Here is a 26,457-nt window from a genome sequence, read left to right on the forward strand (position 1 = left end):
GCGCATCCTACGCATGAGACCCGGCTGTCCGGAGAGGACCACGACAGAGGGACCGCCTGCCATGACCGATGCCACCACAGCCCGCCCGAGGCTTGCGCTTGCCCTGCAGGGCGGGGGCGCGCACGGCGCCTATGGCTGGGGCGTGCTCGAACGCCTGCTCGACGAGGATGTGGAGATCGTCGCGGTCAGCGGCGCCAGCGCGGGAGCGCTGAACGGCACGGCGCTGGTCGCGGGGCTGGCATCCGGCGGCCGTGAGGGCGCGCGGGCAGGGCTGGAGCGATTGTGGCGCGCGGTGTCGGGCGGGTCGCCGTTGCAGGCGTTCGATTTCGACCTGTGGGCCGGGCCGCTCTTCGAGCCGTTGTTCCGCCGCTCTCTGGAAGTGACGAAGCTGCTCGGCCGCTATATCGCGCCGTTCGCGCCGCATATCCGCGACATGCGCGCGCTGCGCCGGATCGTCGACCAGACGATCGACCTGTCTGCGATCACCCGCCCGGACGCGCTGCCGCTGCACATCGCCGCGACGCGCGTGGCCAACGGCACCGCGCGCCTGTTCGCGAACGACGAGATCACGCTCGACGCGCTGATGGCGTCCGCCTGCCTGCCAGATCTGTTCGCGGCGGTGCATATCGACGGCGAGGATTATTGGGACGGCGGCTTTTCCGCCAACCCCGCGCTCGAGCCGTTGATCTTCGGCGATGCCCGCGCCACCGACATGCTGATCGTGCAGATCACGCCGTTCACCAACGCGGACGTGTCGTCGTCGCTGACCGGCACGATGGCGCGGATGAGCGATATCGGGTTCAACGCCTGCCTGCTCCGCGACCTCAAGGCGCTGACCGAGGTGCAGGCGATCGCGCGCGAGGCGCAGTCCGCGTCGCCCAAGATGCAGGCGCTCGCCGCGACCAACCTGCACCTGATGGGCGCACCGCCCGAACTGGCGCAGCGCGGCGCGGCGAGCAAGATCGACACGCGCTGGTCGCAGATCGAGGAGCTGCGCGCGCTGGGCCGTGCGACGGCGGAAGCCTGGCTCGCCGACCATCGCGGGGGGCTGGGGCGCATCTCGACACTGACCGGCCTGCCCGACGCGGTGGCGGCATGAGCCGGGTCCCGCGGACGCTGCTGCTCGGCGTGCAGGCGGCGGCGGGCCTGCTCGGCGCGGCGATGCTCGCGCTTGGGCTGTGGCTGCTCGCGCTGGGAGGGACTCCTTATTATGCGGTCGCCGGCGCCCTGCTGATCGGCGGCACCGTGCTGACGTGGCGGGGCCGGCCGGTCGGTGGCCTGCTGCTGACGGGGGCGGCACTGCTGCTCAGCATCGTCTGGGCGGTGGCCGAGATCGCCGGCAAGGGCTGGCAACCGGTCTGGGCGATCGACCTGGCTGCGCGAGCCGGTGCGATCGGCGCCCTGTTCGCGGTGGCGCTGCTGGTCTGGCTGCTCGGCAGCGCGGGCGCGACGGCGCGGCGACGGCGGACGGCGCTCGCGACGGGCGGGGTCGCGCTGGTCGCGGTGGCGGGCGGCGTCGTGCTCGCCTGGGAGCGGCCCGTCTCGCCGGAGGGAAGGCCGGGTGCGCCACAGCCCTTCCCGGCGGATACCGACTGGGCGGCGTTCGGCGGCACCAACCGCGGCGAGCGTTATTCCCCCGCGGCGCAGATCACGCCCGCCAACGTGTCGGCACTGCGCCCGGCGTGGCAGTTCCACACGGGCGATGTCGCGCCCAACGATCGCGTCTCCTATGCCGCGCAGAACACGCCGCTGAAGGTCGGCGATAGGCTGTTCCTGTGTTCGCCGGGCAACATGGTCTTCGCGCTCGATCCGGGGACGGGGGCGGAACGCTGGCGCTATGATCCCAGGGTCGCGCCGCGCGCGATGGAATCGATGTTCAGTGCCGCCTGTCGCGCGGTCGGCTATCATGCCGCCGCGGCCGGTGGCGACGCGGCGTGCGCCACGCGGGTCTTCGTCGCGGCGGCAGACGGACGGCTGATCGCGCTCGATGCGCGGCGTGGCACCCCGTGTCCGGGTTTCGGCACCGGCGGCACGGTCGACCTGACCGCGGGCATGGGCCTGCGCGAACCCGGCCATGCCTCCAGCAATTCGGGGCCGGCGGTGGTCGGCGATCTCGTGCTGGTCGGCCAGCAGGTCAGCGACAACCAGCGGCGCGATGCGCCCTCGGGCGTGGTCCGCGCCTATGACGCGACCAGCGGTGCCCTGCGCTGGGCATGGGACGCCAAGCGCATCGACCGGCCGCAGGCACCACTGGCGCCCGGCGAGATCTGGCCGCTGGGGACGCCCAACGTCTGGAACGTGATCTCCGCCGACGAAGCCATGGGGCTGGTGTTCCTGGCGACAGGCAATGCCGGCAACGACCATTTCGGCGGCAATCGCGAGGCGGTGGACGACCGCTACAGCTCCGCCGTCGTCGCGGTGAAACTGGCCACCGGCGCAACGCGCTGGGTGTTCCGCACCGTGGAACGCGACCGGTTCGACTACGACCTCGGCGCGCAGCCGGTCATCACCGACATGACGATCGCCGGCGCGCGCCGGCGCGTCGTCATCCAGGGGACCAAGACCGGGTCGCTGTTCGTCCTCGACGCCGCCACCGGCCGGCCGCTACGCCCGGTCGTCCGTCGCCCGGTGCCGCAGGGCGGCGTGCGGGGCGAGACACTGTCGCCGACGCAGCCGCAATCGGTCTTCTACCCTAATTTCGCCGGCCTGCCGGGCCGCGATCCGGAGCGGATCGATGCGCGCCATGCCTTCGGCCTGACGCCGATCGACGCCGCTCTGTGCCGGATCCAGTTCCACCGGATGCGCTATGAGGGGATGTACACGCCGCCGACCGACAAGGAGCTGGGGACATTGCTGTATCCCGGTACGATCGGCGGGCTGAACTGGGGCGGGCTGGCGATCGATCCGGCGCGCGGGCTGGTCGTCACCAACCACAGCCGCCTTGCCAATCAAGTCCGCCTGATCCCGCGCGACAAGGTGGCGGACCCGGCGATCGGCGATGGCGGGCGTCGCCCCGACCAGGCGGTGGCGCCGCAGAAGGGCGCGCTCTGGGGCGTCGACCGGCCGATCTGGCTGTCGATCCTCGGCGTGCCGTGCAACACGCCGCCCTGGGGATTCCTGTCGGCGACCGATCTGGCGACCGGCAGGCTGGCGTGGAGCCAGCCGTTCGGGACGGGCTATGACGCCGGGCCGCTCGGCATCCCGATGCGGCTGCGCATCCCGCTCGGCACACCCAATCTGGGCGGGGCGGTGACGACCGCATCGGGGCTGACCTTCATCGCCGCCGCGCAGGACGATTATCTGCGCGCGTTCGAGACGGCGAGCGGCCGGCTGCTCTGGGCGGCGCGCCTGCCGGCAGGCGGGCAGGCATCGGCGATGACCTACATGCACCGCGGCCGGCAATATGTCGCGATCGGGGCGACCGGGCACAAGCAGCTCAAGACCCGGGCGGGCGATGCGCTGATGGTCTATGCGCTGCCCGATTAGGCGGGGCGCTCCATCGGCATCTCGCCCAGCAATTCCCTGACCCGCTCGCTGCGGCGCAGCGGGTCGGCGATCCGTTCGCGCACGAGCCACCGCCGTTTCGATGCCTCGAACGGGGCGGGCAAATGCGCCTTCGGGTCGCCCAGCGTGAACGCCAGCGCGCCCGGACCCGCGTCGATCTGGCGGACGCCCGCGTCCATCGCCAGGATCACGATCCGTGTCATCTCCAGCAGGCGGACGGTGGCGGCCGGCAGGCTGCCGAAGCGGTCCTCTAGCTCGGCGGCGAACGCCTCCAGCGCCGCCACGTCGCCGAGGTGCGCGAGCTGGCCGTAGAGGGTCAGCCGGACATCGGCTTCGGGAATCCACGCCTCCGGTATCGCCCCCGCCAGACCGAGGTTGAGGACCGGATGTACGCGCTCGACATCCTCGCCGCGCGCCGCCTTGAGCGCCTGGCCGAGCAAATGCTGGTAGAGATCGACGCCGATCAGCTTCATGTGGCCGGCCTGCTCCTCGCCGACGAGGTCGCCCGCGCCGCGCATGTCGAGATCGCGGGCGCTGATCGCGAACCCCGCGCCGAGCTGGTCGAACGCCTGCAGCGCGCGCAGGCGTTTCAACGTCGCCTCCGCGATCGTCGCATCGCCCGCGGTCAGCAGCAGGATCTGGCCGCGCCGCCCGCCGCGGCCGACCCGCCCGCGCAGCTGGTGCAGCTGCGACAGGCCGAAGCGGTCGGCATGGTGGACGATCATCGTATTGGCGCGCGGCACGTCCAGTCCCGCCTCGATGATGTTCGTCGCCAGCAGGATATCGCCGTCACCCGCGGCAAAGGCGGTCATCGCATCGTCGAGGTCGCCGGCGTCCATCCGGCCATGCGCGACGACGACGCCCAGTTCGGGGACGAGGCTCGCCAGCCGCTTGGCCAGCGGTGCGATATCGTCGATCCGCGGGACGACGACGAAGCTCTGGCCGCCGCGCGCCCGCTCACGCCGGAGCGCCCGGCGGACCGTCTCGTCATCGAAGGTCTGCACGATGGTGCGGATCGGCTGGCGCCGTGCGGGCGGGGTCGCGATGATCGACAGGGACTGCAGCCCGACCATCGCGGATTGCAGGGTGCGCGGGATCGGCGTGGCGCTCAGCGTCAGGACGTGACCGGCGCCCATGGCGCGCACGCCAGCCTTCGCCTTCGTACCGAAACGCTGTTCCTCGTCGATCACGACGAGCGCCAGGTCGGCGAACGTCACGCTCTTGCCGCCGACGATGCCGGTGCCGATCACGACGTCGATCGAGCCGTCGGCAAGGCCCGTCCGGACGCGCTTGCGCTCGGCGGCGGTGGACAGGCGCGACAGGCCGGCGACCGTCAGGCCGGTCCCTTCGAACCGCTTGCGGAAGGTCGCGAGATGCTGGCGGACCAGCACCGTCGTCGGCGCGACGACGGCGACCTGGCGACCGGCCAGCGCGACCATCGCCGCGGCGCGCAGCGCGACCTCGGTCTTGCCATAGCCGACGTCGCCCACGACCAGCCGATCCATCGGCCGCCCGCTGGCCAGATCGCTGCGCACGGCCGCGATCGCGCGCATCTGATCCGGGGTTTCGGTAAAGGTGAAGCCCGCCGCGAACGCCTCGTACGCCGCATTGTCGGGGACGATCGGCGCGGTGGTGCGCGCGTCGCGTGCCGCGGCGAGCGCCTGCAACGCCCGCGCACTGTCGGCGATGGCGGCGTCGATCCCGGCCCGGCGCTTCGCCCAGCTGCCGCCGTCGAGCGTGTCGTAGGTCACCGCATCGGCATCCGCGCCATAGCGCCAGATCCGCCCCGCTTCAGTGACGGGGACGAGGCGGCGGGCGCCCCTGGCATATTCGAGCACGATCGCGTCGGTGGACGCGGTGTCGTCGAGCTGGACGGCCTCCAGCCCGACCACCGCGCCGATGCCGTGATCCTCGTGCACGATGAGGTCGCCGATCCGCAGCTCCGCGCCCTCGCCGAACGCCTGCGCGGACCGCGGGTCCGCCGCATCGAGCCGCGCGCGGCTGCCGAGCAGATCGGCGGCGGCGACGATCGTCACATCCTCGAGGATGAGACCATGGTCGAGTGGTGCGACGAGCAGCGATACGGTGCCGGCGGGGCTGCGCGCCGCCTCCGCCAGCGAGCCGATCGCCACGCCATCCAGCCCGAGGCGGGGCGACAGGAAGCGCAGGTCGCGGGCGGCACCGGCGATGACCATGCGTCCTTCGGCCAGGGCGGCGCCGGCGAAACGGCGGAACGCCCGCAGCGGATCGCGGCGTTCGACGAAGCGCGGGATCGGCGCGCCCGTGTCCGGCCCCGGTACGATCCGGCGGTCCGCGACGGCGGCCTGCCATGCCGCATCGTCGACGAGCGCCGCCAGCGATCGGCGGCCCGCCGATCCGTCCGCGGCGAGCGCGAGGAACCGGTCCCGCCGGTCCTGCGCGCGAGGATCCAGATAGACATCGGCGTCCGGCAGATGGGCGGTGATTGGCACGCCGTCGCCGAGCGGCGGCTCGCTGGCCCGGCCGATCGTCACCTGTTCGATATCCTCCAGCCCGAGCTGGGTGACCGGATCGTAGCTGCGCAGCGTCGTGACGCGACCGTCGGCGAATTCGATCCGTACCGGGTGCAGGCGATCCGCCGGGAACAGGTCGACGACGCTGCCGCGGATCGCGATCTCCCCCGGCTCGTCGACGCGATCGTCGAGGACATAGCCGATACTCTCCGCCAGCGCGGGCAGGGCGGCGACGTCAATCGCATCGCCGACCGCGAACACCGGTGGCGCTTCGTCGAACGCGGTCGGCGCCGCATAGCGCACGGCGCTCGCCTCGGCGGACAGCACGAGCAGGACCGGCCGATCAGCCGCGCCGGCCGTGGCGATGCGCAGGCGGCGCAATGCCTCGACCCGCTGACCGACGTTGGCGGCGCTCGGCGGGGCGGCTTCGCCGGGCAGCGCGTCGCTGCCGGTCAGATGGATCACCTCCGTCGCCGGCGCGAACGCCGCGGCGAGGCGGGCGATGGTTTCGGCGCGGGCCTCGTCCTCGGCGATGACGATCGCGCGCGGGCTATCGCCGGCGACGATCCGGGCGGCGACGCAAGCGGCCGGCGCGGCGGGCGCCGTCGCCTCTTCGCCGACGACGACGCGGTTGCTGGTACGCTTCAACATGGCCGCTCTCCGGGGCGATCATGCCCGCAAGATGAACGGCAGCCCGTCGTGCTTCGTTCCGCGCCGACGGATCCGGTGTCGACGATCGGAAGGAAAAATATCCTTCCATCACAAAGGGAACCGATGCGGGGGGAACCGATGCGGGACCCCTGACCGGTCGCGCCGACCTCACGCGTCCGGCGGCGTGCCGAACGAGAGCGCTTCGGCCGAGCCGATTTTCGTCTCGCCGGCAAACAGCTGGTCGAGCCGTTCCCGGATCTCCTGACGATATTCCTGCTGGCCGCGCCGTCGCGGACCGGCGACCGACACCTCGTCGGCGATCGCGTCCTTGATCCGCGCGATCGCCGGCTCCGCGAGCACATTGGCATCGCGCAATTCGATGCAGAGCTGCACCAGCCCGACCGCGGTCGCCTGCGCCCGCAAGCCGACGTTCACCACATCGAAGTGCAACCTTTTCTGTCTGTCGACCGTGTTCATCCGACCTCTCCTTTCGTCCGCATGGTCAACGCGCGAAGGCGGTGATGCGCTGCGATGCGTCCGATATCGGTCCCGTCGCGTTGGGCGATGCGATTGGAGAGAAATCGATGAGCACCACCCTGAGCGCCAAGTTCGACACCCGCCGCGACGCCGAGATGACGGTCGAACGCCTGGTCCAGCAATTCCGGATCGAGCGGACGGACATCCTGGTCACGGCAGACGGCGACGACAACACCGCCGGCGTCGAGGAAGCGGGATCCGACATCGCGGCCGGCACGCCGACCCCGGAAAGCCGCGACGATGCCGCGCTCGAAGGGCAGGTGGTCGTTTCGGTGAAGATCGATGACGAGGCCCTCGCCGACGAGGTCCGCGCGGCGTTCGGCGAATTCGACGCCGAAGACGTCACTGAACAATAAGAATGTGCGATCATGGGCGGCGCCGTCGCCCATGATCGTCACTACACCCTGTCGGCCTCGGCTCAGCTGGCGGCGGGTGCGCGTCCGCCGGTTTCGCGACGCCGTGCCAGATCGGCGTTCTGGGCCTGCCGTATCTCGTCGTACGTCCCCGTGCGAGGTTCCGGCATCGGGACGGTGGCGAGGCCGCTGACGTTCGGACTGTCGCCCGCGCCGCCGCTGATCTCCTTGTCGAACACGCCGGTTTGCACCGCGACGCGCATCGCCTGCAGGTAGTCGGCGAAGCGATCCGCCGGAACGAACACCCGCGTCTGGCCATCGATCGTCAGCGGCGCGCCGTTGGGCAGCGTCGGGCTGAAGGCGACATGGCCGTTGTCCTCATCGAACCATGAGGGGCGATCGTCCGCCGCGGGCTCGGCCCATTGCCGCTCCGCCGTATCGAGCGAGGCGAGCACGGGTGCTCGCATCGCCGCGATGTCGGGGCTGTCGCTCTTCATCGTATCGGCAATGGCCTGAACGGCGCCATCGACTATGGTCTTGAGTGACATATATGCTCTCCAATGACGGTTAAACGTCTGAAGAGACGGGAAAGTGCCTCGTGTCCCGGCTGACGTCGCGTCGCGACGGCCCGCGCCGATGACGGTCGGCCGGTGGCGCCATGCGCACGACCAGCCCGGCGACCGGGCAAGGGATGCCGGCCGCGCCGGTGACCCTCGACTAATCGTTCGGGCGTGACGACCAGCCGCTGCGGCGGCGCGACGGGCCGGCTAGTATCGATCGGGCGGACGCATGTTTCCGGCTCTGCGCCGCCGCGGTGGCGGATGCGACGCAGAGCCACATCCCCATGCGCTATCCGGCATTCAACGACATGCCTGCCCGCGAACGGCACGCTGATCCGGTCCGACCGGCGCGCGGGTCATTCCATCTCGAGGATGATCTGGTCGACCGACAGGCTGTCGCCCGCCGCAGCGGAAACGGCCTTCACCCGCCCGGATTTCTCCGCGCGCAGGATATTCTCCATCTTCATGGCTTCGACGACGGCCAGCGGCTGGCCCGCCTCGACCGCGTCGCCGGCGCCGACGTCGAGCCGGACGAGCAGGCCCGGCATCGGCGCGATCAAGAAGCGCGACAGGTCGGGCGGGACCTTCTCGATCAGATGCGTCGCATAGGGCGCGGCATGCGCGGGCAGCACCCGCACCTGATGGCTCGCGCCCCGCGTGGTCAGGCGGAAGCCGCCGCGGGTCGGCGCGATGCGGACGGACACATGCCGATCCTCGCCGATTTCCGCCTCCACCATCCGGTCGCCCGGGGTATATTCGAGCGCGATGTCGAGGTCCTCGCCGTCCACGGCGATGCCGTTGGTGGAGACGTCCACCGCGTGATCGCTGCCGTCGATCCGCACCGCCCATCGGCTCGGCGGCGGCAGGCGGCGGCCGAGCTGGCCGTCGATCCGCCGGGCGCGATCCGCCTGCGCGGTCGCGGCAAAGGCGGCGATCGCGGCGAGCGTGCGCGTCAGGTCGGCGTCGGCGGCGGCGCCGTGGAAGCCGTCGGGATATTCCTCGGCGATGAAGCCGGTGGTGATCGCGCCCGAACGGAAGCGCGGATGCTGCATCAGCGCCGACAGAAAATCGATGTTGGTCCCGGGTCCCTCGATCTCGAACGCGTCGAGCGCGGCGATCTGCGCATCGATCGCCGCCTCCCGCGTCGGCGCCCAGGTGATGAGCTTGGCGATCATCGGGTCGTAGAACATGCTGACCTCGCCGCCCTCGGTGACGCCGTCGTCGACGCGGATGCGGGGTTCCCCTTCTGCTTGCGCGAGGGGCTGGGGCTCACCCGATGCATCGCCTACGGACAAGCCCTCCCCTGGTCCCTCCCGCAAGCGGGATGGGGATTGCATGGGCGGATTGTAGCGCACCAGCCGGCCGATGCTCGGCAGGAAGCCGCGATAGGGGTCCTCGGCATAGACGCGACTCTCGATCGACCAGCCGTGGATGCCGACCTGATCCTGCGTGATAGCCAGCGATTCGCCGGCGGCGACGCGGATCATCTGCTCGACCAGATCGAGGCCGGTGATCTCCTCGGTCACCGGATGCTCGACCTGCAGCCGGGTGTTCATCTCGAGGAAGTAGAAGCCCTGACCGGTGGTGTCGGCGCCCGACACGATCAGCTCGACCGTACCCGCGCTGTAATAACCGACCGCGCGGGCGAGCGCGACCGCCTGTTCGCCCATCGCCTTGCGCATCGCCGGGGTGACGAAGGGGGAGGGCGCCTCCTCGACCACCTTCTGGTGGCGGCGCTGGACCGAACATTCGCGCTCGTTGAGGTAGAGGATGTTGCCGTGCTGGTCGCCGAGCACCTGGATCTCGATGTGGCGCGGGCTCTCGATGAACTTCTCGATGAACACGCGGTCGTCGCCGAAGCTGGCGAGGCCTTCGCGCTTGGTCGCCTCGAACCCCTCGCGCACGTCCTGTTCGCCGTAGGCGAGGCGCATGCCCTTGCCGCCGCCGCCGGCCGAGGCCTTCATCATCACCGGATAGCCGATCTCGGCGGCGATCCGCACCGCCTCGTCGGTATCGGCGATCTCGCCCAGAAAGCCGGGGACGACGTTGACGCCGGCCGCCTTGGCGAGCTTCTTCGATTCGATCTTGTCGCCCATTGCGGCGATGGCGTTGGGCGGCGGCCCGACGAAGGCGATGCCGGCGTCGGCGCAGGCGCGCGCGAAGCTCTCGCGCTCGGAGAGGAAGCCATAGCCGGGATGGATACAGTCCGCGCCGGTTTCCCGGGCGGCGAGCAGGATCAGCTCCGCCTTCAGATAGCTTTCGGCAGCGGGCGCTGGCCCGAGCCGGACGCTCTCGTCCGCCATTAGCACATGCGGGCTGCGCGCGTCGGCGTCGGAATAGACCGCGACGGTGGCGATCCCCATCCGTTTGGCGGTCCGCATGACACGGCACGCGATCTCGCCGCGATTGGCGACCAGGATCTTCTTGAACATCAGTGTTTCCCTCTCGCCTCAACCCGCTTGACGATGCGGCGAGCAAACCAATGGCAAAATAATACGCAGCAGATGGCGTAGATCAGCAGCGGAACGGTATCGGTCAGGTAGCTGTCGAAATAGCCGCGCGGCGGCCTCGCCTTTCCGGCGGCGGTCCACGTTGCATCACGCTGGATGCTGATCGCCGTTTCCCAGTAGATAGCCGAGCCGATTGTGAAGAGGGCCGCCCCGCCGCGGATCAATGCCTTCATTCCGCCGCGACCCGCATCGGTTCCGCCGCCGCCATCGGCACCAGCCCCAGCTTGGCCATCAGCGCCGCATCCTTGTCGTCGCCGGCATTGCCCGCGGTGAGCAGCTTGTCGCCGGTGAAGATCGAGTTGGCGCCCGCCATGAAGCACAGCGCCTGGGTCGCCTCGGACATGCTCTCGCGTCCCGCCGACAGGCGGACCATGCTCAACGGCATCGTGATCCGCGCCACCGCGACGGTGCGGACGAACTCGATCTCGTCGATCCTGGCCAGCGGCGTGTCCGCCAGCATGTCGCCGAGCACGGTGCCCTTGACCGGCACCAGAGCATTGACCGGCACGCTTTCCGGGTGGCGCGGCAGGGTCGCGAGCGCATGGACGAAGCCGACACGATCGTCGCGCGTCTCGCCCATGCCGACGATGCCGCCGCAGCACACGTTGATTCCGGCCTCTCGTACATGCTCCAGCGTGTCGAGTCGCTCGGCGAAGGTGCGCGTGGTGATGACCTGGTCGTAGCGCTCCGGCGAAGTGTCGATGTTATGGTTATAGTAATCGAGGCCGGCATCGGCGAGCATGGCCGCCTGCGCCGGCGTCAGCATGCCCAGGGTCATGCAGGTTTCCATGCCCATCTGGCGCACGCCCTTCACCATCTCGATGATCGCGGGCATGTCGCGATCCTTGGGATTGCGCCACGCCGCGCCCATGCAGAAGCGCTGCGACCCTGAATCCTTCGCCTGCGCCGCCGCCTGCAGCACCGCGCGCGGATCCATCAGCTTGGTCGCCTTGACGCCGCTCTCGGCTGACGCGGACTGCGAGCAATAGCCGCAATCCTCGGGGCAGCCGCCGGTCTTGATCGACAGCAGCGTGCAGAGCTGCACCTCGCCCGCCGCATGGTGCGCGCGGTGCACGGTCTGCGCCTGATACATCAGCTCGTCGAACGGCAGGTCGAACAGGGCGGCGATATCCGCCCGCGTCCAGTCGTTGCGTGTCCCGTTCATCGTCCCCGCTGCCACATCATGTCCTTCAATTGTGCCGTCCGTTCGCGCGTCAATCGCGCGAGGCATTGCGCCCGTACCATCGGCTGCATCGATCCGCCCGCATATTCCCCGCCCTCGATCGTGCACTGGGAATCGCGAAACGCCAGCCAGGCGCGCTGGCTGGCGAGCGTCGCCGGGGCATAGCCGAACCCGCCGCCGCGCGTGGTGTCGGCGGCGTCGCGCCGCTTCATCGCCGCATAGGTGCGCTGCCACTGGACGGTCATCGTTGCATCGGCGGCCTTCCATGCGACGCCGGCCTGCTGGTTCATCGCGGTCTGCGTCTGCGCCGCGGCCGGGCCGCCGATCAGCACCATGGCGGCAAGGGCATAACGGTTCATGCGGCATCCTCCTGCGGGGGCATGTTGTGGCCGAGCAATCGTAGCACGTCCTCGGCCGCCTTGATGAGGTTCGTACCCGGACCGAAGATCGCCTGCACCCCCGCATCGCGAAGCGCCTGATAATCCTGCGCCGGGATGACGCCGCCGGCGATGACCTTGATGTCGGCACGGCCGGCATCGCGCAAATGGCCGATCAGTTCGGGGATCAACGTCTTGTGCCCCGCGGCGAGGCTGGATGCGCCGACGATATCGACGTCGCTGTCCAGCGCCAGGGTGGCGGCCTCCTTCGGCGTCTGGAACAGCGGTCCGGGGACGACCTCGAACCCCAGGTCGCCGAACATGCTGCTGACGAGGTTGGCGCCGCGATCATGGCCGTCCTGGCCCATTTTGGCGACGAGCATGCGCGGCTTGCGGCCAAGGCGGCGTTCGGTCGCAGCGACGCCGTCCGCCAGCCGTTCCCAGCGTATGTCGTCGGCATAGGCGCCGCCATAGATGCCCTTCACCGGCGTCGGCTGCGTCCCGAACCGGCCGAAGACGTCCTCCATCGCGCTGCTGATCTCGCCCAGCGTCGCGCGCGCCCGCGCCGCGTCGACCGCGAGCGCGAGCAGGTTGCCCGAACCGCGCGCGCCCTCGCGCAGCGCATCCAGCGCCGCCCGGCACGCCGCCGCGTCGCGCGTCGCCTTGACCCGCTCGATCCGGCGGATCTGCGCCTCGCGCACCGCGACATTGTCGACGTCGAGGATGTCGATCGGGTCCTCGTCCGCCTTGCGGTACCGGTTGACGCCGACGATCACGTCCTCGCCGCGATCGACGCGTGCGGCGCGTGCGGCGGACGCCTCCTCGATCATCGCCTTGGGCCAGCCCGCGGCGACCGCCTTGGCCATGCCGCCCTCCGCCTGCACCCGTTCGATGATCTCCCACGCGCCATCGACGAGGCTCTGCGTCAGGCTCTCAACATAGTAGGAGCCGCCGAGCGGATCGACGACCTTGGTCATCCCCGTCTCTTCCTGGATCACGATCTGCGTGTTGCGCGCGATTCGGGCGGAGAAATCGGTGGGCAGCGCGATCGCCTCGTCGAGCGCATTGGTGTGCAGCGACTGGGTGCCGCCGAGCATCGCCGCCATCGCCTCGATCGTCGTGCGCATGACGTTGTTGTACGGGTCCTGCTCGGTCAGCGACACGCCCGAGGTCTGGCAATGCGTGCGCAGCATCTTGGACCGCTCGTCCTGCGCGCCCAATTGCGTCATCGCGCGATGCCACAATACCCGCGCCGCACGCAGCTTGGCGATCTCCATGAAGAAGTTCATGCCGATCGCGAAGAAGAACGACAGACGCCCGGCGAATTTGTCGATATCCAGACCCGATGCGACGCCGTATTTCACATATTCCATGCCGTCGGCGATGGTGAAGGCGAGCTCGTGGAGCTGCGTCGCCCCCGCCTCCTGCATGTGATAGCCGCTGATCGAGATGCTGTTGAACTTGGGCATCTCGCGCGACGTATAGCCAAAGATGTCGCTGATGATCCGCATGCTCGGTTCGGGCGGGTAGATATAAGTGTTGCGGACCATGAACTCCTTGAGGATGTCGTTCTGGATGGTCCCGTCGAGCAGCTTGCGGTCGACGCCCTGTTCCTCGCCCGCGACGATGAAGAAGGCAAGGATCGGGATCACCGCGCCGTTCATCGTCATGCTGACGCTCATCTGGTCGAGCGGAATGCCGTCGAACAGGATCTTCATGTCCTCGACGCTGTCGATCGCGACGCCCGCCTTGCCGACGTCGCCGGTGACACGCGGATGGTCGCTGTCATAGCCCCGGTGCGTGGCGAGATCGAACGCGACCGACAGCCCCTTCTGCCCGGCCGCGAGATTCCGGCGGTAGAAGGCGTTCGATTCCTCCGCGGTCGAGAAGCCGGCGTACTGGCGGATCGTCCACGGCCGCCCGGCATACATCGACGCGCGCACGCCGCGGGTGAACGGTGCGAAACCGGGCAGGCCCGGGTCCACCGGCGCGTCCTCGGCGGTGTAGAGCGGCTTGACCGCGATCCCCTCGGGCGTCGCCCAGATGAGATCCTTGCCCTTCACCTCCTTCGCCGCGGCCGCCTGCCAGTCGGCGAGGGTCGGCTGCGGCGTCGGCTCGGGCGTCACGGGCAGGGCGGGCGCGGCGCCGCTGTCCTCGCCTGTGTTGGTTTCAATGATCGCCATCAGGCGTCTCCATCAGTTCGACGAGCACGCCGCCCATGTCCTTCGGATGCACGAACACGATCGGCGTGCCATGCGCCCCGATCCGCGGTTCGCCGAGCACGCGCGCGCCCGTCGCCTTGAGGTCGGCGACCGCGGCGTGGATGTCGGGCACCTCGAAACAGACGTGATGCTGCCCGCCGGCGGGATTGCTGCGCAGGAAGCCGGCGATCGGCGAGGCATCGTCATAGGGTTCGATCAGCTCGATCTGCGTGTTGGGCGTATCGATGAAGCACACCTTCACCCCCTGCGCCGGCAGGTCGAACGGTTCGCCGATGACGGTCGCACCCAGCAGGGTGCGGTAGGTCTCGATCGACTGTGCGATCGACGGCGTTGCGATGCCGACGTGATTGAGGCGGCCGAGGGTCATGCGTGCTCTCCTCCCGTCATTGCGAGCGCAGCGCGGCAACCGAGGGCAACGCGCGGGACTCTGGATTGCTTCGCTGCGCTCGCAATGACGGCACAGGTGGGTGTGTCAGCCATGCATGATCTGCTCGTAAAGGTCGTACCAGCAAGGATTCGTCGCTTCGATCAGCGCGAGCTTTTTCGCGCGCGATCCGGCCTTGATCTGTTTCTCGCGCAGGATCGCCGCCTCCATCGTATCCGCCGCTTCGAACCAGACGAGCAGCTTGCAGCCGTAACGCCTGGTGAAGCCGTCCATCATCCCTTCGCGATGCTCCCACGCTCGCCGCGGCAGGTTCGACGTCACGCCGACGTAGATCGTGCCGTTGCGGCCGCTCGCCATGATGTAAATCGCGGGGTGCATCACCCATGCCCTTCATCGTCATTGCGAGCGCAGCGAAGCAATCCAGAGCGTCCGGTCGTGGGACTCTGGATTGCTTTGCTACGCTCGCAATGACGGTCGGCTCACAACGGAATGTTGTCATGCTTCTTCCACGGATTCTCGAGGCTCTTGCCCTTGAGCTTGCGCAGTCCCAGCGCGATCCGCCGCCGGGTGGAGTGCGGCTGGATCACCTCGTCGATGAAGCCCTTGCTCGCCGCGACGAAGGGGTTGGCGAAGCGTGCCTCATATTCCGCGGTACGCTCGGCGATCTCCTCGGGCGTGCGGCCGCGGAAGATGATCTCGACGGCGCCCTTCGCGCCCATCACCGCGATCTCGGCGGTGGGCCAGGCGTAGTTGAGGTCGCCGCGCAGGTGCTTCGACGCCATCACGTCATAGGCGCCGCCATAGGCCTTGCGGGTGATGACGGTGATCTTGGGCACGGTCGCCTCGGCATAGGCGAACAGCAGCTTCGCGCCATGCTTGATGATGCCGTTATGCTCCTGGCTGGTTCCCGGCAGGAAACCGGGGACGTCGACGAAGGTTACGATGGGAATGTCGAACGCGTCGCAGAAGCGCACGAACCGTGCCGCCTTTTTCGAGGAATTGATGTCGAGTACGCCCGCCAGCACCATCGGCTGGTTGGCGACGAAGCCGACCGTGCGCCCCTCGATCCGGCCGAAGCCGGTGATGATGTTGCCCGCATGCGCCGGCTGCGTCTCGAAGAAATCGCCTTCGTCGACGACCTTCCGGATCAGCTCGTGCATGTCATAGGGCTGGTTGGCGCTCGCCGGCACCAATGTGTCGAGGCTCGGCTCCAGCCGGTCCCACGCGTCCGCGGTCGGGCGTTCCGGTACGGGTTCGCGGTTCGAGGCGGGCAGGAAGTCGATGAAGTCGCGCGCCGCCAGCAACGCCTCGATATCGTTTTCGAACGCATTGTCGGCGACCGACGTCTTGGTGGTGTGCGTCACCGCGCCGCCCAGCGCCTCCTGCGTCACCACCTCGTTGGTCACCGTCTTGACCACGTCGGGGCCAGTGACGAACATGTAGCTCGAATCTTTCACCATGAAGATGAAGTCGGTCATCGCCGGCGAATAGACCGCGCCGCCCGCGCACGGCCCCATGATGAGGCTCAATTGCGGCACGACCCCCGACGCGAGCACGTTGCGCTGGAACACCTCGGCATAGCCGCCGAGGCTGGCGACGCCCTCCTGGATGCGCGCGCCGCCCGAATCGTTGAGGCCGATCACCGGTGCGCCGACCTTCAGCGCGGTGTCCATCACCTTGCAGATCTTCTGCGCGTGGCGTTCGGACAGCGACCCGCCGAAGACGGTGAAATCCTGGCTGAAGACATAGACCAGCCGGCCGTTGATCGTCCCCGATCCGGTGACGACGCCGTCGCCGGGGATGATCTGGTCCGCCATGCCGAAATCGACGCAATTGTGCTCGACGTACATGTCGATCTCTTCGAACGACCCTTCGTCGAGGAGGACGTCGAGGCGTTCGCGTGCGGTCAGCTTGCCCTTGGCGTGCTGCGCGGCGACGCGTTTCTCGCCACCTCCGGCTCGGGCAGCGGTACGACGGCGTTCGAGTTCGTTCAGCGTGGATGACATACAGGCTCCTGCTCGTCTCTCTCGCCCCGTGTAGCCGGATGCCGCAACTGTGGTTTTGCAAAATTGCAACCATGGGGTTTGCAAAGTAGGGCGGGGCAATGGCCGACGCTCCCCGCCCCCGTATCTTCGCCGGCGACCGCGTGCGGGCGCTGCGCGCGCGCCTGTCGCTCAGCCAGACCGCGCTCAGCCGCCGGCTCGGCATCTCGACCAGCTATCTGTCGCAGATCGAAAGCGGCGACCGGCCGATCACCGGCGGCGTGCTGGGGGCGCTCGCCCGCGCCTTTCCGCTCGACTGGGTCGATGTCGCGCCGGAGGACGACAGCGCCGCGCTGATCGGCGCGCTGGAGGCGGGGACCGATCCGTCCGTCCCCGCCGCGCTGCTCGACGAGGACGCCATCCTGCGTGGGCTGAAGCAGCAGCCGCTGGTGACGCGGCGGATGACCGCGCTCCACGCCGCGCTGCGCCGCTCGCAGGAGCAGCTGCGCGTGCTCGACGACCGCGTCGACGCCAGCCAGCCGACGCTGCTGCCGTGGGAGGAGGTGCGCGACTGGTTCCAGGGCAGCGGCAATTACATCGACCCGCTCGACCGCTTCGCCGAAGCGCTGGCCGACGCCCTGCCCGGCACGCGGTCGACCGCGACCCTGCTGACCGAACGGCTGCGCGACGCGCACGGCATCGTGGTGGTCGAGGACGGCAGCGCGCTGCGCGCCTATGACGCCGCCCGCTCCACCCTGCTGATCGACGGGGCGCAGCCGATCGAGACGCGGCATTTCCAGCTCGCCCACCAGCTGATCCGGCTGGAGGCGGATGCGCTGATCGAGGGGATCGTCGCCGCCGCACCGCTGCGCTCGGACGCCGCGCGCGAACTGCTGCGCGTCGGCCTCGCCAATTACGGTGCCGGCGCGTTGCTGATGCCCTATGCCCGCTTCCGCGCCGAGGCCCGCCGGTGCCGCCACGACGTCGATGCGCTGCGCCAGCGGTTCGGCGTCAGCTTCGAACAGATCTGCCACCGCCTGTCGACGCTGCAGCGGCCCGGTGCGCCCGGCATCCCCTTCTTCTTCTGCCGCATCGACATGGCGGGCAACATCACCAAGCGCCATTCCGCCACCCGGCTGCAATTCGCGCAATATGGCGGCGCCTGTCCGCTGTGGGTGGCGCATGAGGCGGTCGCCATCTCCGACCGCATCCTCGTCCAGGTCGCCGAGATGCCCGACGGCGCGCGCTACGTGTCGATGGCGAAGGGGCTGGTGAAGGCGACCGCCAGCTACCGCCGCACGCCGCGCCGCTATGCGGTGGTGCTGGGGTGCGAAGTCGAGCATGCCGGCGACTTCGTCTATGGCGACGGCCTCGACGTGGGGGGCGCGGACAGCGCCACCCCGATCGGTCCGTCCTGCCGCATCTGCCCCCGCCGCGACTGCGACCAGCGCGCCTTCCCCCCGGCGGGCCGCGAATTGCTGATCGACCCCGACCGCCGCACGATCGTACCCTATGCGTTCGAGTGATATACGCGCCGGATGACGATACGAATCGGGATCGGCGGCTGGACCTACGAGCCGTGGCGCGGGACCTTCTATCCCGCCAAATGGCCGCAGAAGCGCGAGCTCGAATATGCCGCGTCGCAGCTGTCGGCGATCGAGATCAACGGCACCTATTATTCGAGCTTCAAGCCCGCCAGCTTCGCCAATTGGGCGGCGGCGGTGCCGGACGGCTTCGTCTTCGCGGTCAAGGCGTCGCGCTATTGCACCAACCGCAAGGTGCTGGCCGAGGCGGGGGACTCGATCGAGCGCTTCGTCGGGCAGGGGATCGTCGAACTGGGCGACAGGCTCGGCCCGATCCTGTGGCAGTTCATGGCGACCAAGAGGTTCGACGCGGACGACATGGCCGCGTTCCTCAAGCTGCTGCCCGCGCAGCACGCCGGCGTGCCGCTGCGCCATGCAGTGCAGGTGCGGCACGAGAGTTTCGCCGATCCCGCCTTCGTCGCAATGGCCCGCGCGGCGAACGTCGCGATCGTCCATGCCGATTCGACCGACCATCCGGCGATCGCCGACGTCACCGCCGACTTCGTCTATGCCCGGCTGGAAGCGGCGGCGGAGGAGAACCCCGCGGGCTACACCGACGCCGCGCTCGACGACTGGGCGAAGGCGGCGCGGACGTGGCAGGCGGGCGGATCACCCGACGGCCTGCCCTATGTCACCCCCGACAGGCCCGCGAAGGCGCAACGCGACACGTTCGTCTTCTTCATCAACGGCGCGAAGGTGCGTGCGCCCCATGGTGCGATGGCGCTGATCGAGCGGGTGTCGGTGTGAAAAGGCCGTACGCGCGTGGCATCTGAAAGCGAACAGCGCGATGCTATTTGCGGAATTCGAGTTTGGTGGTACATTCGCTTAATAAGGAGCAGATCATGTTACTTATTGCGTTGATGGTGGCGGTGTCAGCAGCCTCTGTTCCGGGCCAGGTCGCAGCGCATAGTGCAGACGTTCCTGTAGTTCTTCCTGATGCGTCCTCGGCCGACGATATCATCGTTACCGCTTTACGGATACCGCGCGAAAAACTTCCGACCGGCGTTTATTGGAACTATCAATCGCTGCTTCCGAACAGGATTGCCCGTGAAAACGCACAGATGTTTTTACGGTGTGCGATTGGATCGAATGTCTCGCAATCGGTTCGAACTGTGGTGGACGGTGAACCCAATAGCGCTACCGCGCGCTTTGCTCAGGGTTGGATCAGGGAGAGGCACCGTGGCTGCTACCCGCCGACAGCTTTGGCCGGGTACACGACGACCCCCATGTCCAACACGATCAGCGACGCAGGGCTATCTGTAATGGATCGCGGCGTCATCATTGAGACAGTGCTGAAAACGTATGCTTCCGATGCGGCATTGACGCCGGATCTGACCTCAGATCCAAAAGTGCAAAGTCGATTCCAGTGGCGCGAGGGCTTTCGCAATCGTTTCAGGCTTCCGACCGATCGCGACGCGCTAGTCTATGCGACTTGCCTTGTAAGACAACAACCTGTGCTGGCCACTCGGTTGTTCCGTTCTGAGCCGGGCTCTTTATTGGAGCGTGGGTTGACCCAAGCACTAGTCGTGGAGGGGCGGCAATGCATCGGGCGTGCCAGCCGCGTCACGGTCGACCCTAGCTTGATGCGCGTTTACATCATGGACGCATTTTACCGATGGGTTGTAGCAGCTCGTGGTGTGGACAGCCTTATTCCCGATGCGGGATAAACCGCAGTCGGTTGTCGTGGAAGGTATGTCGCCCACCACGTCCAGACGTCTGCGTTATCCTATGTCGCAGCAAATGCCACGTGCTCGACCGCTGTGTTTCAGGCGCCGGACGATCGTGAAGGACGCTCAGGATACCCCCTCCCCGTCAATCCACCCTGAACAGGCGCAGCGGCGAATCCTTCGGCAGCGGTAGCGGGGTCAGCCACGCCGGCAGCTCGCCATGCGCCAGCTGGTCGTAGAAGCCGCCGGGATCGCGGGCGCGATAATTGGTCGATTCCGAATGGTTCGGACATAGCATCAGCATCGTCGCGCCATGGCGGCGGATGATCGCATGCGCTTCGTCCGCCGACCGGCCGAAGGCGTGCTGGACGTCGAGGATCGCGGCGCCGTTGCGATGATATGGTCCGGCGATCGCATCGTGATGCGTCACGGTGATGAGCCGTGGCCCCAGGTCGACGAAGGTGAAGATCGTCTGCGCCGGATAGCGGTCGAGCGCCTTCAGCACCGTGTAGCGCACGCAATTGCCGGTCGAGCCGTTGACCCGCTTCGTATAGGCGTTGGGCCGGTCGACGGGCAGATATTTGATGATGAGCCCGGCGAACAGGCCGGAGACGAGCAGGAACGCCGCCACCGTGCCGCCGATGCGCACCGGCATCGCGGGGTGGCCGAGCAGCCACGGCAGCACGATCCAGCCGAGCAGCGTCGCGCCCGGCACCGCGAGCAGCTGCGCGGCGGGGCCGGCGCGCACCTGCCACAGCAGCATCAGGCAGGCGAAGGTGACGAACAGCGCCACCGCGGTCCAGCCGATCAGCGCCTTCGTCCCGCGCGCACGCCACGCGCCGAGCAGGACGCCGACGACGCCGACGACCGGCAGCGCCGCGATCGGGAAGCCGAGGCGGAAGGCATGCTTGTAGATCGGCTTGGCCTCGCGGACGTTGTTCAGCCAGTTCTTCTCCAGCTCCGGCGAGACGCCCTCGGGCCGGGCAAGGCATTGCGGGAAGAAATGGACGAAGCCCGCGACGATCACCGCGCCGGCGAGCACCGACAGGCCGAGGCGCAGGTTGCGCGCCGCCGGGTCGAGCCGGGCGAGCAGGAACAGCAGCGCACCCGCCGCGACGCAGACGCTCAGCCATACCGGGGTCAGCGCATCGCAGCGCATCGCATGGTTGGCGTCCGATGCGAACGCCGCGAAGCCGATCGCGCTGCCGCCGCCGAGGCTGAGGGCATAGGCCTGCAACCGCGTCGATTCGACCCGGTCCCAGACCCAGCGCAGCGCGAGGATCGCGCCCGCCATCGCGCAATAGGGCAGCATCTCCAGCCCGATCGACAGGCTGACCGCGCTGGCGAGGCCGACCATCAGCCCGCCGCGTGCGCCCCTGGGATCGCACAGGCCGGCGACGGTCAGGCTCAGCATCGCGAGCTGCCAGCCGTGATGGTCGATCCGTTCGGGCAGGAACATCAGCATCGTCGCCGAGGTGCCGAGCAGGAAGACCAGCGCCAGCGGCCAGGCGCGCGGATCGATCAGCCGCCGCACCGTCGCCGCGACCCCGAGCATCGCGATCGACAGGGGCAGCAGCGGCGCGATCCCGCAGGCGAGCCGTTCCGCCCAGAAGTTGCTGGTGAACAGGCGAAAGAACAGGATCAGCCCGGCGATCGGCAGGTCGACGATGCGGCTCCAGTGGATGTCGAACCCGACCGGCGGATTGAGCCGATAGTTGCGCAGGTCGTACCAGGGCTGGCCCGCCAGCCAGGCGCGCACCTGCATCAGCCGCATATTGTCGTCGGTGTCGCCCAGCGACAGCCAGCGCACCAGGTTCCAGTCGCTCCACACGTACCAGACCGCCACCGCCAGCCAGGCGATCAGGGTCAGCGCGATCCAGTGCCTGTCGATGGCGTCGACGAGGCGACCGCGTGCCGTGGGAGCGGGGGGGAAAGTGTTCAACTGCTGCGACCCTTGAATTACCGTTCCGTTCCCGGCCCATTGCCTTTAGGGCGGGCAGGATGGCGAGGGAAGCACCGGCACGACTGGCAGGATTGCGCGACAGCGGCATGCTCGGGCAGATCGTCCGCTTCGGTATCGCCGGGGGCCTGTCGACGCTGATCTATTCGGCCGTCTACCTGCCGCTGACCATCTGGGTCTTTCCCCGCGAACATGCCGTCTACGCCGTCCCGTTCGCCTTTGCCGTGGCGGTCACCGCCGGCTATGTCCTGCACAGCCGCTGGAGCTTCCGGGACCATGGGTCTGGCAGCCGCGGCCGGCGGCAACAGGCGCAGTTCGTCGGCGTGCAGGCGTCGGGCATGGCGCTGAACGCCGTCATCACCTGGATCGGCACCGCGCTGCTCGGCCTGCCGGCCTGGGCGCCGCTGCTGCCCGCGGTGGCGCTCGCCACCATCTTCACCTTCATCCTCAACCGCTGGCTGGTGTTCGCGTAACTATGGATCGCATCGTCTACGACCGGATGGCCGCGCATGATTCCACCCATTGGTGGTATCGCGCGCGCCGCGACATCCTGAGCGACTATCTGACCCGCTACGGCCGCATGCCGCAGGACGCGCGCATCCTCGAGATCGGCTGCGGCACCGGCCACAACCTGCCGATGCTCGCCGCGTTCGGCGACGTCGATGCGATCGAGATCGATCCCGCCGCGCGGGACATCGCCAGCGCGCGGCTCGGCAAGCCGGTCGGCGATGCGCCCCTGCCCGACCTGCCCGGCGTGCCGCGCGGCAGCTACGATCTCGTCGCGGTGCTCGACGTCGTCGAACATATCGCCGACGACGTCGCCGCGCTGAAGGGGATGGCGAGCCTGCTCAAGCCCGGCGGCAAGATCCTGATCGCGGTGCCGGCGCATCAATGGCTGTGGAGCGCGCACGACGTGGTGAACCACCACCACCGCCGCTATTCCAAGGCGACGCTGACGAAGGCGATCGGGGCGGCGGGGCTGACGCCGCGCAAGCTCACCTATTTCAACTCGCTGCTGTTCCCGCTGGCGGCGGCGGCACGCATCGCGGGGCGGCTGACCGGCCGCGACGACAGCGACGATTCGCCCCCCGCCAAACCCCTCAACGCGCTGTTCGAGACGATCTTCCGCCTCGAACGCCACGCGGTCGGCCGCGTCCCGCTGACGCCCGGCGTCTCGATCGTGACGCTCGCCGAACCGAAATAGGCCGAGCCTCCTCTCCCCGCCGGGGAGAGGGAGGAAGGGTCACTCGGCCGCGCGCCGCTCCTCGGCGTCGGCCACCTCGAACTCGGGCGAGGGTTCGGCGGCGTTGAATCCCAGCGTCGAATGGCCCTTCACCGGCCCGGCGATGTCCGCGACCAGATAGAGCGGCCGCCGCTTCGATTCGATGTACAGTCGCCCGAGATACTCGCCGATCATGCCGAGGACGAACATCTGCACCGCGCTCAGCACGGTCACGACCAGCATCGTCGAGGTCCAGCCCTGCACCGGCGACCCCTCGAAGAACCCCCACAGGATGTAGAAGAGCAGCAGCAGCGACGCGCCGGCGAGGATCACCGAGGCATGGCTGGCGAAGCGCAACGGCGCGGTCGAGAAGCCGGTGACCGCATCGAAGGCGAGGCGCATCATCTTGCCGAGCGGATAATTGGTTTCGCCCGCGTGCCGCTCGGCGCGGTCATAGGGGAAGGGGACCTGGCGGAACCCCACCCAGGCGACCATGCCGCGGATGAAGCGCGCCTGTTCGGGCAGCGACAGCAGCGCGTCGAGCGCGCGGCGGCTCATCAGCCGGAAATCGCCGGTGTCGAGCGGGATCGGCGTATCGGTGACGCGGTCGAGCACGCGATAGAAAGCGGCCGCGGTCGCCTTCTTGAAGATCGTCTCGCCCTGACGCTTGCGGCGCACCGCATAGACGACGTCCGCCGCCTGCGCCGCCATCGTCGCGCGCATGTCGGTGAGCAGTTCGGGCGGATCCTGCAGATCGGCGTCGATGATGAGGATCTGCGCGCCCGAACACAGGTCCAGCCCCGCGGTCAGTGCCAGCTGGTGGCCGTGGTTGCGCGACAGGTTGATCGCCACCAGCCGCGGGTCGGCCGCGGACAGGCGCTGCATCACCGCCCAGCTGTCGTCGCGGCTGCCGTCGTTGATGAGCACGATCTCGTGATCGTCGCCCACCGCCGCCTTCGCCGCCGCCGACACGCGTGCGTGCAGCAGCTCCAGGCACGCAGCCTCGTTGTAGCAGGGAATGACGACGGATAACGCGGGGCGGTACATGGTCCGTCGTCCTTAGCGGGTCGTGCGACCGTCATCCACTCGTAACGTGTCGCCTATCCCAGCAGGCTGCTCAGCACGTCGGGGTGGAAGGCCCAGCCGGCGAAACCGCACAGCGACAGGAACAGCCCGAACGCGGCGAACCCCCAGGCGGCGACCAGCAGCCAGCCGCTTTCGGCCAGCGCCGCGACCGCGCAGATCGAGATGGCGGTGGCGATCGCCGCCTCGCTGGCGTCGAACTGGTCGTCGTGGACATTGAGCGAGTCGTACCGCTCGCCCGCCGCCCGGGCCGCGACGGCAAGGCGCGGTGCCTCGCCGCGATAGCGCGCGTCATCCCGGGCGAGCGGGGCGGAGGGCGATGCGTGCATCGCGGCGAGCTGCAGCTGCGCGATCTCGGTCACGCGCAGCTTGGTGCGCGTCGCCTGATATTCGTTCCACAGGTCGACCGAGCGCGCCTGTGCCTGGTCCATCGCCTGGACGATATTGCCGTCCTTGATGTTGCCCAGCCCCATCGCGACCGACAGGATGACGACGGTGACCGCGACGCGGCGGTTGAGGCGTTTGTCCTTCGCCTCGGCGCTGACCTCGAACTCCATGGCGCCGCCCTTGCCGTCGGGGGCAGGGCGGCGCCAGTGAATTGCCTGTCATGCCGTCGTCAGGATGGCGGGCGGTGGCGCGCGATCCTTATGAAACGCCGATCAGACGTAGTCCTTCAGCTCGTCCCCGGTGATGTGGACGACGTGGAGCACGTTGGTCGATCCCGGCGTGCGGAACGGGACGCCCGCCATCACGATCACGCGGTCGCCCGCCTTGGCGATGCCGGTGCGCAGCGCCATGCGCTTCGCCTTGCCGACCATGTCCTCGAACGACTCGACGTCGCGGGTGTGGACCGCATGCGTGCCCCACAACAGGCCGAGCCGGCGCGCGGTGTCGCGGCTCGGCGTCAGCACCAGGATCGGCACCGACGGCCGCTCGCGCGCGATGCGGCGCGCGGTCGACCCCGATGTGGTGAAGCAGATGATCGCGGTCGCCGACGTCGTCTTGGCGATCTGCTTGGCCGCTTCCGCCAGCGCGTCGGCGGTGGTCGGATCGGGCCGCATCACGGTGAAGTGGACGCGGTCGCCGTGCATCGGGTCGCCTTCGACCGAGATGCCGATCGAATTCATCATCGCGACCGATTCGACCGGCCACGCGCCCGCCGCGCTCTCCGCGGACAGCATGATCGCATCGGCACCGTCGTAGATCGCCGTGGCGACGTCGGACACCTCGGCGCGGGTCGGCGACGGGCTCTGGATCATCGATTCGAGCATCTGCGTCGCGACGACGACGGGGCGGCCGAGCCGGCGCGACGTCTCGACGATCCGCTTCTGCAGCGGCGGCACTGTCTGCGGCGGCAGCTCGACGCCCAGGTCGCCGCGCGCGACCATCACGCCGTCGCACATCTCGACGATCTCCTCGAGCCGGTCGATCGCCGCCGGCTTCTCGATCTTGGCGAGCAGCGCCGCCTTGCCGCCGATCAGCTTGCGCGCCTCGGCCAGATCCTCGGGCCGCTGCACGAACGACAGCGCGATCCAGTCGACGCCCTGTTCGACCGCGAAGGCGAGGTCGCTGCGGTCCTTCTCGGTCAGCGCCGCCATCGGCAGCACGACGTCGGGGACGTTCAGCCCCTTGTTGTTCGACAGCGGGCCGCCGACCTCGACCGTCGTCTCGATCCGCTCGGGGCCGTGATCGGTGACGCGCAAGACCAGCTTGCCGTCGTCAAGCAACAGGCGCGCGCCCGGCTCGATCGCTGCGAAGATTTCCTTGTGCGGCAGCTCGACGCGGGTCGCGTCGCCCGGCGTCGGATCGCGATCGAGCACGAAGGTGCTGCCGCTTTCCAGCACGGTCCGGCCGCCCTCGAACTTGCCGACGCGCAGCTTGGGCCCCTGCAGATCCGCGAGGATCGTGGTCGGGCGCATGAACTCCTTTTCGAGCGCGCGGATCGCCTGGATCACCGCGACCTTGGACTGCTGGTCGCCGTGGCTCATGTTGACGCGGAAGGCGTCCGCGCCCGCCTGGAACAGCGTCGCGATCATCTCGGGTGTATTGCTCGCCGGACCTAGGGTCGCGAGCACACGCACTTTCCGCGAGCGGGGCGCGATGGCAGTGGTCATAGAAAGGGGCTCCTGGGGAATGGCCGCGACCTCCTCTAAACCCTATCTAGGCGCGATCAACCTTCGGAAAGA

The 26,457-nt window shown here is 68.7% G+C and carries 23 protein-coding genes; 8 read left to right on the top strand and 15 right to left on the bottom strand.

Annotated features, from left to right (window positions below; genetic code table 11):
- Positions 1-61 precede the first annotated feature (61 nt).
- Together AC1RTO_RS14720 and AC1RTO_RS14725 are read left to right on the top strand one after the other, a co-directional pair.
- Complete coding sequence (locus AC1RTO_RS14720) at positions 62-1,099, top strand: patatin-like phospholipase family protein (protein WP_493161537.1); 1,038 nt, start codon at positions 62-64, stop codon at positions 1,097-1,099.
- Positions 1,096-3,486, top strand: coding sequence for an outer membrane protein assembly factor BamB family protein (locus AC1RTO_RS14725; RefSeq protein ID WP_493161538.1), 2,391 nt, complete (start codon positions 1,096-1,098; stop codon positions 3,484-3,486). Before AC1RTO_RS14720 ends, AC1RTO_RS14725 begins: the two co-directional genes overlap by 4 nt.
- Here the strand turns inward: AC1RTO_RS14725 and AC1RTO_RS14730 are convergent.
- Together AC1RTO_RS14730 and AC1RTO_RS14735 are read right to left on the bottom strand one after the other, a co-directional pair.
- The gene (locus AC1RTO_RS14730; protein ID WP_493161539.1) at positions 3,483-6,647 is read right to left on the bottom strand and encodes a helicase-related protein; all 3,165 of its coding nucleotides are present in this window, start codon (positions 6,645-6,647) and stop codon (positions 3,483-3,485) included. The two genes, AC1RTO_RS14725 and AC1RTO_RS14730, sit on opposite strands and share 4 nt — an antisense overlap.
- A 168-nt stretch (positions 6,648-6,815) precedes the next feature.
- The gene (locus AC1RTO_RS14735; RefSeq protein ID WP_493161540.1) at positions 6,816-7,124 is read right to left on the bottom strand and encodes a hypothetical protein; all 309 of its coding nucleotides are present in this window, start codon (positions 7,122-7,124) and stop codon (positions 6,816-6,818) included.
- A 44-nt stretch (positions 7,125-7,168) separates the two neighbouring features.
- Between AC1RTO_RS14735 and AC1RTO_RS14740 the strand changes: the two genes are divergently transcribed.
- Positions 7,169-7,540, top strand: coding sequence for a hypothetical protein (locus AC1RTO_RS14740; RefSeq protein WP_493161541.1), 372 nt, complete (start codon positions 7,169-7,171; stop codon positions 7,538-7,540).
- Between the two features lie 62 nt (positions 7,541-7,602).
- Here the strand turns inward: AC1RTO_RS14740 and AC1RTO_RS14745 are convergent, their stop codons facing one another.
- The 9 genes from AC1RTO_RS14745 to AC1RTO_RS14785 form a co-directional block, all read right to left on the bottom strand.
- Positions 7,603-8,085: a hypothetical protein gene (locus tag AC1RTO_RS14745; RefSeq protein WP_493161542.1), complete on the bottom strand. Its 483-nt coding sequence runs from the start codon at positions 8,083-8,085 to the stop codon at positions 7,603-7,605.
- Positions 8,086-8,453: 368 nt separating this feature from the next.
- Complete coding sequence (locus tag AC1RTO_RS14750) at positions 8,454-10,532, bottom strand: ATP-binding protein (protein ID WP_493161615.1); 2,079 nt, start codon at positions 10,530-10,532, stop codon at positions 8,454-8,456.
- A complete protein-coding gene (locus AC1RTO_RS14755; RefSeq protein WP_493161543.1) occupies positions 10,529-10,780 on the bottom strand; it encodes a hypothetical protein in 252 nt (83 codons plus the stop codon). Before AC1RTO_RS14755 ends, AC1RTO_RS14750 begins: the two co-directional genes overlap by 4 nt.
- Positions 10,777-11,772 (bottom strand): biotin synthase BioB, encoded by a 996-nt coding sequence (gene bioB / locus AC1RTO_RS14760; protein WP_493161544.1) that lies wholly within the window; start codon positions 11,770-11,772, stop codon positions 10,777-10,779. Before bioB ends, AC1RTO_RS14755 begins: the two co-directional genes overlap by 4 nt.
- Positions 11,769-12,149, bottom strand: a complete 381-nt coding sequence (locus tag AC1RTO_RS14765) for a lysozyme inhibitor LprI family protein (RefSeq protein WP_493161545.1) — start codon at positions 12,147-12,149, stop codon at positions 11,769-11,771. The genes bioB and AC1RTO_RS14765 overlap by 4 nt, the downstream gene beginning before the upstream one ends.
- Entirely contained in the window at positions 12,146-14,350 is a 2,205-nt protein-coding gene (gene scpA / locus AC1RTO_RS14770; protein WP_493161546.1) for a methylmalonyl-CoA mutase, read from the bottom strand. Before scpA ends, AC1RTO_RS14765 begins: the two co-directional genes overlap by 4 nt.
- Complete coding sequence (mce, locus tag AC1RTO_RS14775; RefSeq protein WP_493161547.1) at positions 14,337-14,756, bottom strand: methylmalonyl-CoA epimerase; 420 nt, start codon at positions 14,754-14,756, stop codon at positions 14,337-14,339. Before mce ends, scpA begins: the two co-directional genes overlap by 14 nt.
- 105 nt (positions 14,757-14,861) lie before the next feature.
- The gene (locus tag AC1RTO_RS14780; protein ID WP_493161548.1) at positions 14,862-15,152 is read right to left on the bottom strand and encodes a GIY-YIG nuclease family protein; all 291 of its coding nucleotides are present in this window, start codon (positions 15,150-15,152) and stop codon (positions 14,862-14,864) included.
- Positions 15,153-15,253: 101 nt separating this feature from the next.
- Complete coding sequence (locus AC1RTO_RS14785; RefSeq protein ID WP_493161549.1) at positions 15,254-16,780, bottom strand: acyl-CoA carboxylase subunit beta; 1,527 nt, start codon at positions 16,778-16,780, stop codon at positions 15,254-15,256.
- A gap of 98 nt (positions 16,781-16,878) precedes the next feature.
- Between AC1RTO_RS14785 and AC1RTO_RS14790 the strand changes: the two genes are divergently transcribed.
- From AC1RTO_RS14790 to AC1RTO_RS14800, 3 genes are all read left to right on the top strand, one after another.
- Entirely contained in the window at positions 16,879-18,282 is a 1,404-nt protein-coding gene (locus AC1RTO_RS14790; RefSeq protein ID WP_493161550.1) for a helix-turn-helix domain-containing protein, read from the top strand.
- Positions 18,283-18,294: 12 nt separating this feature from the next.
- Positions 18,295-19,086, top strand: coding sequence for a DUF72 domain-containing protein (locus AC1RTO_RS14795; protein ID WP_493161551.1), 792 nt, complete (start codon positions 18,295-18,297; stop codon positions 19,084-19,086).
- Positions 19,087-19,181: 95 nt separating this feature from the next.
- Positions 19,182-20,006, top strand: a complete 825-nt coding sequence (locus AC1RTO_RS14800) for a hypothetical protein (protein WP_493161552.1) — start codon at positions 19,182-19,184, stop codon at positions 20,004-20,006.
- A gap of 145 nt (positions 20,007-20,151) precedes the next feature.
- On the opposite strand, the gene AC1RTO_RS14805 is transcribed toward AC1RTO_RS14800, so the two are convergent.
- Complete coding sequence (locus AC1RTO_RS14805; RefSeq protein ID WP_493161553.1) at positions 20,152-21,948, bottom strand: AcrB/AcrD/AcrF family protein; 1,797 nt, start codon at positions 21,946-21,948, stop codon at positions 20,152-20,154.
- 59 nt (positions 21,949-22,007) lie between these two features.
- On the opposite strand from AC1RTO_RS14805, the gene AC1RTO_RS14810 reads away from it, so the two are divergent.
- Positions 22,008-22,439: a GtrA family protein gene (locus tag AC1RTO_RS14810; RefSeq protein WP_493161554.1), complete on the top strand. Its 432-nt coding sequence runs from the start codon at positions 22,008-22,010 to the stop codon at positions 22,437-22,439.
- 2 nt (positions 22,440-22,441) lie between these two features.
- The gene (locus tag AC1RTO_RS14815; RefSeq protein WP_493161555.1) at positions 22,442-23,170 is read left to right on the top strand and encodes a class I SAM-dependent methyltransferase; all 729 of its coding nucleotides are present in this window, start codon (positions 22,442-22,444) and stop codon (positions 23,168-23,170) included.
- Positions 23,171-23,209: 39 nt separating this feature from the next.
- On the opposite strand, the gene AC1RTO_RS14820 is transcribed toward AC1RTO_RS14815, so the two are convergent.
- From AC1RTO_RS14820 to pyk, 3 genes are all read right to left on the bottom strand, one after another.
- Entirely contained in the window at positions 23,210-24,235 is a 1,026-nt protein-coding gene (locus tag AC1RTO_RS14820; RefSeq protein ID WP_493161556.1) for a glycosyltransferase family 2 protein, read from the bottom strand.
- A gap of 53 nt (positions 24,236-24,288) precedes the next feature.
- Positions 24,289-24,828, bottom strand: a complete 540-nt coding sequence (locus AC1RTO_RS14825; RefSeq protein WP_493161557.1) for a DUF4337 domain-containing protein — start codon at positions 24,826-24,828, stop codon at positions 24,289-24,291.
- 102 nt (positions 24,829-24,930) lie between these two features.
- Complete coding sequence (gene pyk, locus AC1RTO_RS14830; RefSeq protein WP_493161558.1) at positions 24,931-26,385, bottom strand: pyruvate kinase; 1,455 nt, start codon at positions 26,383-26,385, stop codon at positions 24,931-24,933.
- Between the last annotated feature and the right edge of the window lie 72 nt (positions 26,386-26,457).

The organism is Sphingomonas sp. GW821-FHT10F09, assembly GCF_058809195.1.